10 protein-coding genes are annotated in these 15,667 nt (G+C 65.6%); 6 read left to right on the plus strand and 4 right to left on the minus strand.

What is annotated here, in order from left to right:
• Positions 1-483: 483 nt before the first annotated feature.
• Genes FLG15_RS12605 through FLG15_RS12620 form a run of 4 tightly spaced genes read right to left on the minus strand, consistent with a single transcriptional unit; the run spans position 484 to position 5,628 of the window.
• Positions 484-762, minus strand: coding sequence for a hypothetical protein (locus tag FLG15_RS12605; RefSeq protein ID WP_057677889.1), 279 nt, complete (start codon positions 760-762; stop codon positions 484-486).
• Entirely contained in the window at positions 752-3,100 is a 2,349-nt protein-coding gene (locus tag FLG15_RS12610; RefSeq protein ID WP_057677888.1) for an FdhF/YdeP family oxidoreductase, read from the minus strand. The genes FLG15_RS12605 and FLG15_RS12610 overlap by 11 nt, the downstream gene beginning before the upstream one ends.
• Positions 3,097-3,942, minus strand: a complete 846-nt coding sequence (gene fdhD, locus FLG15_RS12615; protein WP_057677887.1) for a formate dehydrogenase accessory sulfurtransferase FdhD — start codon at positions 3,940-3,942, stop codon at positions 3,097-3,099. Before fdhD ends, FLG15_RS12610 begins: the two co-directional genes overlap by 4 nt.
• A gap of 6 nt (positions 3,943-3,948) precedes the next feature.
• Positions 3,949-5,628, minus strand: a complete 1,680-nt coding sequence (locus FLG15_RS12620) for an OFA family MFS transporter (protein WP_057677886.1) — start codon at positions 5,626-5,628, stop codon at positions 3,949-3,951.
• A 126-nt stretch (positions 5,629-5,754) separates the two neighbouring features.
• Here FLG15_RS12620 and FLG15_RS12625 point away from each other — a divergent pair, with 126 nt between their 5' ends.
• From FLG15_RS12625 to FLG15_RS12655, 6 genes are all read left to right on the plus strand, one after another.
• Positions 5,755-5,937, plus strand: coding sequence for a hypothetical protein (locus FLG15_RS12625; protein WP_150147673.1), 183 nt, complete (start codon positions 5,755-5,757; stop codon positions 5,935-5,937).
• A 207-nt stretch (positions 5,938-6,144) separates the two neighbouring features.
• Positions 6,145-7,509 carry an omega-aminotransferase AptA gene (gene aptA, locus FLG15_RS12635; RefSeq protein WP_170922317.1) on the plus strand — a complete coding sequence of 455 codons (1,365 nt, stop codon included), beginning with the start codon at positions 6,145-6,147 and terminating at the stop codon, positions 7,507-7,509.
• A gap of 138 nt (positions 7,510-7,647) precedes the next feature.
• On the plus strand, positions 7,648-8,502 hold the full coding sequence (locus FLG15_RS12640; RefSeq protein WP_017156201.1) for a hypothetical protein: 855 nt from the start codon (positions 7,648-7,650) through the stop codon (positions 8,500-8,502).
• Between the two features lie 233 nt (positions 8,503-8,735).
• Entirely contained in the window at positions 8,736-10,040 is a 1,305-nt protein-coding gene (locus tag FLG15_RS12645; protein ID WP_017156202.1) for a DUF445 domain-containing protein, read from the plus strand.
• Positions 10,041-10,182: 142 nt separating this feature from the next.
• Complete coding sequence (locus FLG15_RS12650) at positions 10,183-14,277, plus strand: CHASE domain-containing hybrid sensor histidine kinase/response regulator (protein ID WP_150146465.1); 4,095 nt, start codon at positions 10,183-10,185, stop codon at positions 14,275-14,277.
• Positions 14,278-14,310: 33 nt separating this feature from the next.
• A complete protein-coding gene (locus tag FLG15_RS12655; protein WP_057677566.1) occupies positions 14,311-15,303 on the plus strand; it encodes an HD-GYP domain-containing protein in 993 nt (330 codons plus the stop codon).
• The last annotated feature ends 364 nt before the right edge of the window (positions 15,304-15,667 follow it).

Raw genomic sequence — 15,667 nt, forward strand, 5'->3', positions numbered from 1 at the left:
AAGACGGCCGATTCTGGCAGATCGCGGCGCTGCTTTGCGCAGGCAAACCGGGATAGAAGGTTACAGGCGTGACCGACAGTGCTTTGGATCGCGTCCTACTGGTCTTGAACCAGATGTGTTTGCAGAAGTTTCCGGCAACCCGTCGCCGGAGATCGTCGCCTGCTCAGCCTGCAAGGTGCGAGGTCTTCGCATTTGCTACTCGCCCTGGGCCGCCCACCATCGCAGGACTCGCCGCAGGGACGTCCTCGCAGGCTCGATGGATGGATTCACGGCGCGTCCCGCAAGCGGTGAGGATGCCGCGCACTTAAGGTCTTTGCGTTTGCTGCAGAGCCCTGCCCGCCCACCATCGCAGGACACGCTGCAACTACATCCACGTCAGCTCCGTGGCGTCATCCATGCCGCCACCGGTCCCGCGCCGATGGGCGGGCAAGGACCAGTTGAGTTGGTCGTTCTGCACAGCTTTCAAAAGCCGCAGGAACTCGCTCAACCGCTCTGTGGCGCCTGCGCTGCTGAGCGCTGCGTCTGCTCCGCCAAACCGATCGGCGTCAGCACCGCAAACTGCCGCTCGCCGCGCGCTTCCACGCGCACCCAATCCGGACCCGGTTGACCGTCCAGGTTTGCGGCCCCCAACCAGGCAAGCGTGCGCAGCAGCACGCTCATGCGCACGCCCAGATGCTTGCATAGCCGCGCCAGCGACACGCCATCGGGCGCGTCGGCAAGCACATGCAGCAGCTGCACGGTCAGCTGTGGATCAGCGGACAAGCACCGCTCCGATATCGCGCGGTGCCGCATCGGCGGTTTCGGCGCGGTGCGGCAGCACGATCACCGGAATCGACTTGGAAGTCGGCGTACGCGCCTCGTCGGCGAAACTGGACAACGGCACCAGCGCGTTGGTTTCCGGGTAGTACGCGGCCAGGCAGCCACGCGGGATGTTGTAGTCCACCAACAGGAAACGCCGCGCCTCGCGGCGCACACCGTCCTCGCACAGGCTTTCCAGGTCCACCCAATCGCCCGCCTTCATGTTCAGCGCCGCGATATCCGCGCCATTGATGAACAGCACGCGGCGCTCGCCGAACACGCCGCGATAGCGGTCGTCCAACCCATAAATGGTGGTGTTGTACTGATCGTGCGAACGCGTGGTGGCCAGCGTAAACACCATCTGCTCGGCGTGGCTGCGGCGCGCGCGGTGGATGGGGTTGTCGGTGGGCACCGCGTGCGGCTTGAACACCGCGCGTTGTTCCGGCGTCACCCACTGGCGATCGCGCGCGGTGTTCGACAGACGGAACCCACCCGGCGTACGCACGCGCTCGTTGAACCCGGCAAAATCCGGGAACACCTGTGCGATGAGATCGCGCACGCGGTCGTAATCGCCCACCAGCCAGCGCCAGCGGATCGCACTGCGCGCGCCCAATGTCGCTTCGGCCATGCGCGCCACGATCGCCGGTTCCGATAGCAGGTCCGGCGAGGCCGGCGGATTGATGCCGGCCGACAGGTGCACCATGCTCATCGAATCTTCCACCGTCACGCCTTGCGAGCCGGCGTCCTGGATATCGATCTCGGTGCGCCCCAGGCACGGCAGGATCAACGCATCGCGCCCATGCACCAGGTGGCTGCGATTGAGCTTGGTGGTGACATGCACGGTCAATTCGCAATTGCGCAACGCGCGGTGCGTGGCATCGGTATCCGGCGTGGCGGCAGCGAAATTGCCGCCCATCGCGAAGAACACCTTGCCGCGCCCATCCAGCATCGCCTCGATGGCGCCGACGGTGTCGAACCCGTCTGCGCGTGGCGGGGCGAAGCCGAATACCGACTGCAGCTTGTCCAGGAACGCGGCCGGCGGCTTCTCGTAGATCATCATCGTACGGTCGCCCTGCACGTTGCTGTGCCCGCGCACCGGGCAGACGCCCGCGCCGGGCCGGCCCAGGTTGCCGCGCAGCAGCAGCAGGTTGGTGATCATGTGGATGGTCGCCACCGAATGCTTGTGCTGGGTGATGCCCATGCCCCAGCACGCGATCACGCGCTCGGCATTGAGATAGATCTCGCCGGCCTTGCGCAACGCGGTTTCGTCCAGCCCGGATTCTTCGACGATGGTGTCCCAGCGTTCCGCATGCACGTCGGCAGCGAACGCGTCGAAATTGGCGGTATGCGCCTGGATGAACTCCAGGTCCAGCAAGCGCGACGTGCCATCGCGCTGCGCCTGCGCATCGCGCTCGAGCACATGCTTGATGATGCCCTTCACCGCCGCCAGGTCGCCGCCGATTTTCAGCTGGAAATAATCCGAAGCGATGCGCGTGGAGCCGTTGTGCAACATCTCCAGCTTGTCCTGCGGGTCGGCGAATTTTTCCAGCCCGCGCTCGCGCAGCGGGTTGAACGCGGCAATCGCCGCACCGCGCTTGGACGCCTGCCGCAACTCGCCCAGCATGCGCGGATGATTGGTGCCCGGGTTCTGCCCGAAGATGAAGATGGCGTCGGCCAGTTCGAAATCGTGCAGCGACACCGTGCCCTTGCCCACGCCGATCTGCGACCGCAGCGCGGTGCCGGAGGGCTCGTGGCACATGTTGGAGCAATCGGGGAAGTTGTTGGTGCCGAACTCGCGCACGAACAACTGATACAGGAACGCGGCCTCGTTGCTAGTGCGCCCGGAGGTGTAGAAGATCGCCTCATCCGGCGTCGCCAGGCCATTGAGATGCCGCGCGATCTGCGCAAACGCATCGTCCCAGCTCACCGGCACGTAGTGGTCGGTGGCCGCGTCGTAGCGCATCGGGTGGGTCAGGCGACCCTGCCCTTCCAGCCAGTAATCGCTGTATTGCGACAGCAGGCTGACGGTGTGCGAGGCGAACAGCTCCGGCCCGGCACGGCGTGCGGTGGACTCGGCCGCAACGGCCTTGGCGCCGTTTTCGCAGAATTCGAACGTGGAGGTGTGGTCGCGATCCGGCCAGGCACAACCGGGGCAGTCGAAGCCGTCCGGCTGGTTGGCGTGCAGCAGCGTCTTGGCGCCCTGCACGGCGATGTCCTGTTCCATCAGGTGCTTGGCCACCGAGCGCAATGCGCCCCAGCCGCCCGCGGGATTGTCGTACTGCTTGATGGTTTTCTTGCTCATGCGGGCTCTCCCACGGCAACGCCCAGATCCAGGCGCTGCGGATGGCTGTAAACGACACAATCGTGATCGCGGGCAAACCCGATCAGGGTCAGTCCCGCACTCTCGGCCAGGCTGATCGCCAGCGCAGTTGGCGCCGAAATCGCTGCGAGCAGCGGAATTCGGGCCTGCGCGGCTTTCATGGCCATTTCGTAACTGGCGCGGCTGGTGACCACCGCGAACCCGTGCGATGCATCGATGCGCGCGTGCGCCAATGCACCGATCAATTTATCCAGCGCGTTATGCCGGCCCACGTCTTCGCGGACCAGCTGCACATTGCCCTGCGCATCGGCCCAACCGGCCGCGTGCACGGCGCCGGTCTGCGCGGCGATGGGCTGCCGTGCATGCAGCGCATCCAGCGCATGCGCCAAGGCATCCACGTCGATCTGCAGGGACGATTGCAGCACCGGCGGCACACGCAGTACCGCTTCGATGGACTCGTTGCCGCACACCCCGCAACCGCTGCGCCCGTCCAGATTGCGCCGCCGCTGGTCCAACGCGGCTGCCCGCTCGGGCGGGATTTCGATCTGCAACGAAGCGCCTTCCAGAAACGTCTCCACCGCGACCACGCGCAAGTCCTGCGCGTGATCGACGATGCCTTCGCTCAACGAGAACCCGAGTGCGAAATCCTCCAGATCCTCCGGCGTGGCCATCATCACCGCGAATGGCACGCCGTTGTAGATGAAGGCGACCGGCATTTCGGCCGCCACCATGTCCTGCACCGTGGCACTGCGGCCGCCGCGATGGCGACGGACCGTGCGTACCACACTGCCGGGACGCACGGCGCGGGAAGACGGACTGGTCATCTCACCTCAATGGAACAGCACGAAGGCTTTTTGCAGCGTGACCCAGATACCGAACAGCATCGGGATACCCACCGCCAGCCAGGCAAACGCGACCAACGCGGGGTTGCCGCCATGACCGATGCGCGCCAACTGCTCCGGCGGAATCACGCCATGCCCGGTGCGGTCGACCTTCTCGTGCGCCAGCTGCTTTTCGCGTGCCAGTTCGTCGGGCGTCATGAAGTGACGTGCGGCCACCGGGCGCACCAACAGGTTGCAGATCAGGCCAAGCACGAGCATGCAGGCAAGGATGTACATGGTGGTGTTGTAGACCTGTGACGGCGGGCTGCCGTGCGCCAGCTGGTACTCGCGCATGTAACCCACCACCACCGGACCCAGGATGCCGGCGGTCGCCCAGGCCGTTAGCAGCCGGCCGTGGATGGCACCGACCATCTGGGTACCGAACAGGTCGGCCAGGTACGCCGGAATGGTGGCGAAGCCGCCGCCGTACATCGACAGGATGATGCAGAAAATGCCCGCAAACAGCGCGATGCCGCCGATACCGCCAGCCGACGGCGCCGCTGCATACAGGCAGATGCCCAGCACGAAGAACAGCGTGTAGGTGTTCTTGCGGCCGAGCTTGTCGGACATGCTGGCCCAGAAGAACCGGCCACCGATGTTGAACAGGCTGAGCAGACCGGTGAAACCGGCCGCGATGGCGGCGATGCTGGCCAGCTGGGTCGGATCCAGGCTGGCGAAGCCCACATCCACGCCGATCAGACGGCCGCCGAACACTTCCTGCAGCATCGGCGAGGACATGCCGATCACGCCGATACCGGCCGAGACGTTCAGGCACAGCACGCCCCACAGCAGCCAGAACTGGGGGATGCCCCAGACCTTTTTCACGTGCACATGGTTGGCGGTGATCATGGCATTGCTGCTGGCCACCGGAGCGGTCCAGCCGGCCGGGGTCCAGCCACTCGGCGGCACGCGGTAACCGAACGCGCCGGCCATCATGAAGACGAAGTACAGCGCCGCCATCACCAGGAAGGTTTCCATCACGCCCACCGAGGTGGGGGTCGCGAAATGGCGCATCAGCGCATCGGCCAACGGGCTGCCGATCATCGCGCCGCCGCCAAAGCCCATGATCGCCATGCCGGTCGCCATGCCGCGACGGTCCGGGAACCACTTGATCAAGGTCGACACCGGGGAGATGTAGCCCAGGCCCAGACCGATACCGCCGATCACGCCCGAACCCAGCCACAGCATCCAGATCTGATGGAAGTGGATGCCGGCTGCCGAGATCACCAGGCCGCCGCACCAGCACAGCGCCGAGACCACGCCGGCCTTGCGCGGGCCGGCCCGTTCCAGCCAGCCGCCCCAGATCGCTGCCGAGCAGCCCAGCAACACGAAGAACAGCGTGTACATCCACTGCAATTCGCTGATCTTCCAGTCGCAGGTGGTGGCCACCATGCGCGCGAACAGGCCCATCTCGGCCGGGCACGCGATCGACTCGGTGATGCCCAGCGCCTTGGACAACGGCAGCCAGAACACGCTGAAGCCGTAGGCCATGCCGATGCACAGGTGGATCGCCAATGCTGCCGGCGGTACCAACCAACGATTGAACCCCGGCCGCGCAATGATGCGCTCCTTGGACAGTAAACCGGCGTCTGCGCCGCTGGCTGTCGCCACGGTGGACCCTTGCGTCATTCTCATTTCCCCCAAAAAACCAACGATGAACTGCGAAAGCACAGCTGACAGGACTACCACCAACGCCTCGCGGGCGATGGCGACGTCCTGTCGGCCGTTCCGAATACGATTGATAGCTGCAATCAAATAACGCGTTGCGATACGGGCAGCGACACCGAACAGGCCCAACTGGCGGTCGTCTGGCGCATCATCGGCGATCCGTGCCTGTTTGCAATGCTCGCCAGCGCCCTGCTGTGTTGCAAAGCGCCGCCACCACCCATGCCGCGTAAGCGTGCCTTGGTGTTAGCGGCCGCAGCTGCGACTAATTGACTAGTCTGTCTGCACTTCGCCAACCGCGTCGCGAAACCGTTCCCGCCGCACCGGCTGCACGCGCAGCGCTGTGGTGGGTGCTGGCGTCGTCCGCTCCCTGCCCCGTCTACCGGAGTACGCACGACGCGCCGGCCGTTCCCATGCGCGTGCCGGCATCTCAGGTGACGGACGAGGTGCCGGCTGCGTACAGTCGAGCGATCCTGCACGATGGAGCCTGCCATGCCCCACCACCTTCCCAGCGATACCGCCGATGCGCTGCAGGCACCGACGCAGCTGGATGCTTTCTGGATGCCGTTCACCGCCAATCGCCAGTTCAAGGCACGGCCGCGCCTGCTGGCCTCGGCGCAGGACATGTATTACCGCGATGTGCACGGCCGCCAGATCCTGGACGGCACGGCAGGCCTGTGGTGCTGCAATGCCGGACATAGCCGGGCGCGCATCGTGGCAGCCATCCGCGAACAGGCCGGCACGCTGGATTTCGCGCCGACCTTCCAGATGGGCTCGCCGCTGCCCTTCGTGCTGGCGCAGCGGCTGGCCGCGATCGCCCCACCGGGCTTGGGCCATGTGTTCTTCACCAACTCCGGCTCGGAAGCGGTGGATAGCGCGATGAAGATCGCGCTGGCCTATCACCGGCTGCGCGGCGAAGGCCAGCGCACCCGTTTCATCGGCCGCGAGAAGGCCTACCACGGTGTCGGGTTCGGCGGCATGTCGATCGGCGGGCTGCCCAACAACCGCAAATGGTTCGGCCCGCTGCTGGCCGGCACAGATCATCTGCGGCACACGCTGGATCTGCAGCGCAACGCCTATGCGCGTGGTTTGCCCGCACACGGCGCGGAGCTGGCCGACGATCTGGAGCGGCTGATCGCCTTGCACGATGCGTCCACCATCGCCGCGGTGTTCGTCGAACCGGTGTCCGGTTCGGCCGGCGTGATCCTGCCGCCGGAGGGCTACCTGCAGCGCTTGCGCGCCATCTGCGACCGCCACGGCATCGTGCTGGTGTTCGATGAGGTGATCACCGGTTTCGGCCGCGTGGGCAATGCATTCGCTGCGCAGCGCTTCGGCGTCACCCCGGACATCATCACCGCCGCCAAGGGCCTGACCAGCGGCACCGTGCCGATGGGCGCGGTGCTGGTGGCCGATGCGATCTTTGATGCCTTCATGCACGGGCCGCAAAACGCGATCGAGCTCTTTCACGGCTATACCTATTCCGGCCACCCGCTGGCCTGTGCAGCGGCGATTGCCACGCTGGACACCTATGCCGAGGAAGAGCTGTTCACGCGCGCGATCACGCTTGGCCCGCAGTGGGAAGACGCACTGCACAGCCTGCGCGGCTCGCCGCATGTGATCGACATCCGCAACATCGGCCTGATCGGCGCGATCGAGCTGGCACCACGCGACGGCGCCCCAGGCGCGCGCGGTTACGACGTCTTCGAGCGCTGTTTCCACGAGGGCGGCCTGCTGGTGCGCGTCACCGGCGATGTCATCGCACTGTCACCGCCGCTGATCGTCACCCCAGCGCAGATCGTGCAGATGGTGGAGACACTGGGCAAGATTCTTCGCCAGGTGGACTAGGCGCGGCTGGCCATCGGCGACGACCGCAACCTGCGCTGGCAACGGGCTCCCGCGTGTCACGCATGCAGGCACCCGTCAAGCGCGCAAAGCCGGGGCAGGCTCACTACAATGCCCGCCCCGCATCCCAGCAGTTGCCGTATGAACATCGTTGTCAAAGAAGAACTCAAGGCCTATATCGACCCGCTGACGCCCGACGAGCACGAGGCCCTGGAACGCAGCCTGCTGGCCGAAGGCTGCCGCGATGCCTTGGTGTTGTGGGGCGATGTGCTGGTGGATGGCCACAACCGCTACGGTATCTGCCAGAAACACGGTCTGCCGTTCCAAACGGTACAGAACCCGCGCTTCCAGTCCATGCAGGATGTACACCTGTGGATGATCGAGCAGCACCTGGGCCGGCGCAGCGTGTCCGACTTCCAGCGTGGCGTACTGGCGTTGCGCAAGCGCGAGATCCTGGCCGCACGCCAACGCAGCCAGCGCGACGCCGACGCCGCTGCCGAAGCGCCGGCCGTGGCTGGCGACCAGCACGACACTGGCCTGGAGCAGAGCAGCGCGCACGCTGCTGACGACACCGACAGCCCACCGTGGGACGAGACCTCTACCCCGGTCAGCCGTGCCGAGCTGGCCCGCGAAGCACGCCTGAGCAGCAACCAGGTGGTGATGATCGAACGCATCCACAAGCAGGCCGCGCCGGAAGTGGTGCAGGCGGTCAAGGCGGGCGAGATTTCGATCAGCGCCGCCGCTGCGGTGGCCACGCTGTCCGAAGACGAACAACGCGCCGCCGCGCAGGCCGGCAAGGCCGAGCTCAAACAGGCCGCCAAGCGCGTACGCGATGCCAAGCGCAAACCCAAGGCCGACGAGGCCGAAGGTGGCGAAGCCGAACGCCGCGACATCAAGGCCCTGCAGCGCCGCGTCACCGAACTGGAAAACGAAAACACCGCCCTGCAATCGAAGGTGACCGCACTGCAGGCGCAGCTCGAACGCCTGCGCGGCTGAGCGCGCACCCGACAGTCGACAGCAGCACGCAGGAGCGCACCCGGGCGCGACCGGCATTGCCGATAAAGCCCGTCGCGCCCGGGTGCGCTCCTATGACGGCAACAGCGCTGGGTCGCCCCAACCCAAGCGCAGCCGGAGCACAGGGCACGCAAGACGCGGCCACCAACCTGCGCGAGCGCTGGCGGCACCTGCCGTGGACATGCCCTGGTCAAACGACTGGGTACACTTCACCGATGGAACCAAGTCCCAGCACTCCCCGTCCGATCGATCCCCGTCGTGCCCAGTTGCAGCGCATGAAGCTATTGGCGGTGGCCTTGTTGCTGGCGATGTTCGCCGGCTTCGTCGTCAGCCACCTGATGGGCGAACACGGCATCTGGGCCTGGGTGTCGGCCTTCTGCGAAGCGGCCACGGTGGGCGCATTGGCCGACTGGTTCGCCGTGGTGGCGCTCTTCCGCCACCCGATGGGCCTGCCGATTCCGCACACCGCCATCCTGCCGCGTGGCAAGGAACGGCTGGCCGATGGGCTGGCAGTGTTCGTGCGCGACCAGTTCCTCGCCCCGGATGCATTGATGGAAAAACTGCGGGTATTCGATCCCGCCAGCCGGTTGGGCGATTGGCTGGCCAAACCAGAGCAGGCACGCATGCTGGCGCAGATGACGCGCGGCTGGATGCTGCAGGCGCTGGAACTGCTCGACGAGGCAGCCGTCCGCCGCGCGATTCAAGGCTTCGTGGTCGACCGCCTGCGCAAATGGAACGCCGCCGCCACCATCGGCGATGTCATGGCCCTGCTCACCACCGACGGCCGCCACCAAAAACTGCTGGATGAAGTGTTGCTGCGGCTGGGCGAATGGCTGGACCAGGAGCAGGTCAAGACGCGCGCGTCTGCATTGATCGTGCGTTACGCGCGCCGCGAATGGCCCAAGCTGGTCGGCACCGTGAATTGGGTCAAGCCGATCGAAGAGATCGGCGACAGCCTGGCCGACCGCATGGCGCGTGCGGCGATCGAAGAACTGCAGGACATCCTCAAAACACCCGAGCACCCAATCAGGCTCGACTACGAAGCGTGGCTGCAGGGCTACATCACGCGCTTGCGCGACGAACCGGAAATGGCCGTGCGCGTGGAAGAACTGAAGCAACGCGCCATCGAACATCCGGCACTGCAGGACTATGTGCAAGGGTTATGGGGCGAAATTCGCGACGCACTGCGCAATGACCTGGCGCGCGAGCAATCGTCGATGGCCGCGCACGTGGAGCGTTCCATGCAATCGCTCGGCCGGGCCTTGTCGCAGGATCCCTCGCTGCGTGAGGCGCTCAATCAACATATGTTGCAAGCTGCCGACAAACTTACCGCGCGCTTGCGCACATCGGTCACCGACCATATTGCATCGACGATGAAAAGTTGGGACGAACGTCACCTCGTCGAACAATTGGAATTGGGGGTGGGACGCGATCTGCAATACATTCGGTTCAATGGAACCTTGGTCGGTGGACTGATCGGACTGATTCTTCACGCGTTGTCGATCTGGCTGTCGTTTTGATGCGGAAACGTCGATCGCCCATCCGAGCCGACGTGCAGGCTTAGGGGACTGCACACAGCCGTCGGATGTCGGGCGGTACCACGAGGTCGACGCAGGTCGGCCAGCACTCTGGGCACGTAACAGGCAAGGCGAAGGAACGAACATGCCGAAGGGCCGCTGGGATTTGCGCAGGACATACGGGCGTCGCGCATTCTTCGGTGCACTGCTGATCCTGAGCGCCGGCCTGGTTGCCGCGATCGTCACCGGCGTGTGGCTGCAACGGCAGAACGAGCTCGAGCGCCAGCAACGGTTCGACTACGTCGTGCGTACGCTGGCGCGCAACATCAGCGAGCGCATGTCCACCTTCGAGCATGGCTTGCGCGGCGCGCGCGGTGCGGTAATCGGCGCAGGCAGCGGCATCATCAGTCGAGAACGCTTCACCTTGTACAGCCGCTCGCGGGATTATCCACGCGAGTTTCCCGGGGTGCTGGGGTACGGCTATATCCATCGGGTCGCCCCGGCCGACGAGGCCGCATTTCTGCAGGCCGCGCGTGCCGATGGTGCGCCGGACATCCATCGCCGGCCGTTGGCGCCGTGGGATGGCGAGCGTTACATGGTGCTGTATTTCGAGCCGGAATCCTCGGGCAACCGCCCGCTCGGCATCGATATCGCCTCCGAGCCGCGCCGGCGCGCCGCCGCCCTGCAGGCCGCACGCAGCGGCGAGCCGGTCATGACCTCGCCGATCTCGCTGTCCGGCTACCGCGTTCCCAACGAAAGCGGCTTTCTGGTGCTGTTGGCGGTCTATCGGGAGGGCATGCCGCTGCAGACGCCGCAACAGCGCATGCTCGCCACCAGCGGCTGGGTGTATGCGCCTTTCAGCGTCGAGCAGATGGTGCGAAGCGCATTGGGCGAGCGCGACGACGTGGCGCTGGACCTGTCCGACCGCAACGAGCCCACCCACAATTTCTACCGCAGCGGCACGCCCGCCAGCGACAGCGCGCTGCGCCCGCCGGTGGTGCGGCTGTTGCCGATCTACGGCCGCACCTGGGTCATCACCGCCCACCCCACCGCCGGCTTCGTCGCATCGCTCAACCAGAGTTCGCCCTGGTTGATCGGCGGGCTGGTGATGGGTGCCGCGGTCCTGTTTGCCGCCCTGCTGGTGCTGTATTTCAGCAACGGGCTGCGCCGCGAGGAAGTGCTGCGCAAGCAGATGGAGCTGGCCGCGCTGGTCAGCCATTCCAGCGAAGCCATCGTCGCCGAAACCCCGGATGGACGTATCACGCACTGGAACCCGGCCGCCGAGGCGATGTTCGGTTACACGGCCGAGGAGGCGATCGATCAGGACCTGACCATGCTGCTGTCGCCGCAGCCGTATGCGATGCCGGAGGTCGACCATGCCGATGCGGCACTGGCGGGCAACGCATCGGCGGCGCAGACCATGCGCCATCGCGACGGGCATCAGGTGCATGTGCTGGCCAGCAAGGCGCCGATCATCGAAAGCGAAGGCACGCTCAGCGGCCATTCGCATTTCTTCCGCGACATCTCCGACCGCGTGCGCTCGCATCAACGCATCATCGACCTCAATGCATCGCTCGAACACCAGGTCGCCGAACGCACCAGCGAGTTGGTGAAGTTCTCGGTGCTGCAACGCGCGATCCTGGCGCACGCCGGCTACGCCATCATCGCCACCGATTCCAGCGGCTTCGTCACGCTGTTCAATCCGGCCGCGGAAAAGCTGTTGGGCTACAGCGCGGCAGAGGTGATCGGGCGACGCAAGGCCAGCCAGTTCGTCGAGCAAGAGGAACTGCAGGAGCGCGCGCACATGCTGGCCGAACAGACCGGTACGCCGGTGGCGCAGACGCTGGAAGCGATCGCCGCGCTCACCAGCCTGGGTCGCAGCGACACCAGCGAGTGGACCTACGTCAGTCATGACGGACGCCGCCTGCCGGTGCTGCTGACCTTGAGCACCCTGCGCGACGACCACGACCAGGTGATCGGCTATCTCGGCGTGGCGGTGGATCTCACCGAGCAAAAGCTGCACGAAAAACAGCTGCGTCTGGCAATGGATGCGGCCAAGAGCGCCAACCAGTCCAAGTCCGATTTCCTGGCCAACATGAGCCACGAAATCCGCACGCCGATGAACGCCATCCTGGGCATGCTGTACCTGCTTCAGCGCAGCGAACTGCCCGGCGCCGCGCAGGACATGGTCGCCAAGATCGATCGCTCCGCGCGCACGTTGCTGGAAATCATCAACGACATTCTCGACTTTTCCAAGATCGAGGCCGGGCGTATCGACCTGGAATGCGCGCCGTTCGATCTGAACCAGCTGTTCGATAACATCGCCGACCTGATGCGGTCCTCGCTCAGCGCCAAACCGGTGGAAATGATCGTAGAACCCCTGCCACGCGACAGTCGTTGGCTGCTGGGCGATGCGCTGCGCATCAACCAGGTGTTGGTCAACCTGGTCGGCAATGCGATCAAGTTCACCGAACAGGGCGAAGTGGTGCTGTCGGTACGCCGCTTCCCCAGCGGCGACCCCAACAAGTTCAAGCTGCTGTTTTCGGTCCGCGATACCGGCATCGGTATTTCCAAGGAAAAGCAGAGCGTGATCTTCTCGCCGTTCCTGCAGGCCGACACGTCCACCAGTCGGCGTTACGGCGGCAGCGGCCTGGGTTTGACCATCAGCCGACGCCTGGTCGAACTGATGGGCGGCGAACTGGAAGTAGAAAGCGTGCCCGGCCGCGGCAGCGAATTCTATTTCGTGGTGACGCTGGAAAAATCCGCGCCACCGCAGGCGCAGCGCGAATTGCCGGCCTTGCCGCCGGAAGCGATGCCGCGCGTGCTGATCGCCGACGACCACGATGCAGCGCTCAACAACCTGGTGCGCATCGCGACCGAACTTGGCTGGCGCGTGGATGCGGTGGCCAGTGGACACGCCGCATTGCAGGCCATCGAACACGCGACAGAGCCCTACGATATTTTCCTGCTCGACTGGCGCATGCCCGATATCGACGGGGTGGCCATCGCACGCCAGATCCGTGCACGCGCCACGCCTGGCCCGCATCCGGTCATCGTGATGGTCACCGCCTACGAGCGCCGCCTGCTGGAGCAGCATCCCGAGCAGCAGGATCTGGATGCGGTGATGACCAAGCCGGTGACCGGCGCGGCCTTGCACCGGCTGGTCGAACAACTGCTAGAGCAACGCCCGGGTGCCCGCCCTGCCACGCCGACATTCGTTGCGCGACGCCTGGAGGGCGCGCACCTGCTGCTGGTGGACGACAGCGACATCAATTGCGAAGTCGCCCAGCGCATTCTGGAGGGCGAAGGTGCCATGGTCACCGTCGCTCACGATGGCGAGCAAGCGGTGAGCACGCTCAAACGCGCGCCCAATCTGTTCCACCTGGTACTGATGGATGTGCAGATGCCGGTGGTGGACGGTTACGAGGCCACGCGCCGGTTGCGCCAGATCCCGGCGCTGGCCAGCCTGCCGGTGATCGCACTGACTGCCGGCGCATTCCGCCCGCAGCAGGAAAAAGCGCTGGAAGCAGGCATGAACGGCTTTATCGCCAAGCCATTCAACGTCGAAGAACTGGTCACTGCCATTCGTCATTTCTTGCAGCCGGGCACGCGGCGCATTCCATCGCTTCCGCACGAGGCGCAGGCGCACGCCGGTCCCGAATGGGAATACAGCGACCCGCAACTGCTGGACGCCGCCGGCGCGCGCAGCCTGTGGCGCGAGCGCGAACCCTACGCGCGCTATCTGATCAAGCTGCTGCGCGACAACCCGGACCCGGCCGAGGTAGCCGCCGAGCATCTGCGACGCAACGAACTGCCGGCCATCGGCGCGATGGCGCACAAGCTGCGTGGCGCGGCCGGCTCGCTTGCGCTGCCGGCCCTGGCCGGTGCAGCCGGCGATCTGGAGACGCGTATCGAGGAAGGACACGACATCACCGCGTCGCTGAGTGCGTTGAAGGACGTCATGCAGCGCACCGCCGACGCGATCCGGGCATTTTTGCAGCATGGCGATAGCGACGTTGCCGCCGACGAGGATGGCGCTGCGTTGGATGCAGACAGCGTGCAGATCCTGACATCGGCCTTTGCCAGCGACGATGCCGACCGGATCGACCATGCGCTGTTGATCTGCGCGCCACGCCTACCGCGCGCACTGCAGGAAGCCTTGCAACGCGCGGTCGAAGATTTCGACTTCCGCCGCGCCGAAACCACGTTGCGCGAGTGGCAGACCACCCACCCGCACTAATCGCGCTCCCCGAGCATCTGGCAAGGATCCCCCATGCCGTCCCGCCCCCTGCTGTGTGTCGACGACGAGTCCAGCAACCTGGCCACCCTGCGCCAGCTGCTGCGCGATGACTTCGCGCTGGTATTCGCCAAATCCGGCGCCGAAGCCCTGGATGCGGTGACACGCCACACGCCCAAGTTGATCCTGCTGGACGTCGAATTGCCGGACATGGACGGCTATGCGGTGGCGCGCGCGCTCAAGCAGCAGCCATCCAGCAACGCCATCCCCATCCTGTTCGTGACCTCGCGCAACAGCGAACACGACGAACGCCTCGGGCTGGAAGCGGGCGCGGCCGATTACGTCAGCAAGCCCTACTCGCCTGCGCTCCTCAAGGCACGCATCGGTACCCAGTTGAAGCTGGCCGAAAACGCACGTCTTGCCCAGCAATACCGCGAGGCGATCCATCTGCTCGGCACCGCCGGCCAGGGCCAGGACGCCGACACCGGCGCGCATATCTGGCGCATGGCGGTGTATGCGCGTGTCCTGGCCGAAGCGGTGGGCTGGTCGCCGCAACAGGCGCAGACCCTGCAGGACGCCGCCCCGTTGCACGATGCCGGCAAGATCGCGGTGCCCGGCAGCATCCTGCAAAAGCCCGATTCGCTGGACGAACACGAACGCTCGGTGGTGCGTCAGCACCCGCAAGCCGGCCATGATCTGTTGCGCCACGGCCGCGGTCCGGTGTTTCAGCTGGCAGCGGAAATCGCGCTGCATCACCACGAATGCTGGGACGGCAGCGGCTATCCCCAGGGGTTGTCCGGCGAGGCGATTCCCGAATCGGCACGCATCGTGGCGGTGGCCGACGTCTTCGATGCGCTCTGCGGGCGACGCGCCTACAAAGCGCCCTGGACGGTGGAAGACGCCCTGCGCAAGCTCGACAGCATGGCGGGCAAACAACTGGAACCGCGCCTGGTGCAGCACTTCCACGAAGCGTTGCCGCAGATTCTGCAGATCAAGGACGCTTGGGAGAGGCCTGCGGCTGAGCGCTGATTCGGGCAGCTAAGGCAACCGCCCATTCGCGATGTCAGGTTGGCTGTCTTCCGCCGCACCCTCACCCCAACCCCTCTCCCGCAGGAGAGGGGCTTTTCCAGGGGCGATCCCTGTCCGCGTGCTGCATCGTGATCCTCCTCCCGTCGGGAGAAGGTGGCGCGTAGCGCCGGATGAGGGTACGGGCAGCTCGGGGGCGACCACGTCAGGTTGGCTGTCTTCCGCCGCACCCTCACCCCAACCCCTCTCCCACAGGGAGAGGGGCTTTCCAGGGGCGATCCCTGTCCGCGTAGGGAGAGGGGCTTTCCCAGCGGCGATCTCTCCGCGTGCCGCATCTTGATCCTTCTCCCTTCGGTAGAAGGTGGCG

This window comes from Xanthomonas phaseoli pv. dieffenbachiae, assembly GCF_008639345.1.
Classification (GTDB): domain Bacteria; phylum Pseudomonadota; class Gammaproteobacteria; order Xanthomonadales; family Xanthomonadaceae; genus Xanthomonas; species Xanthomonas phaseoli.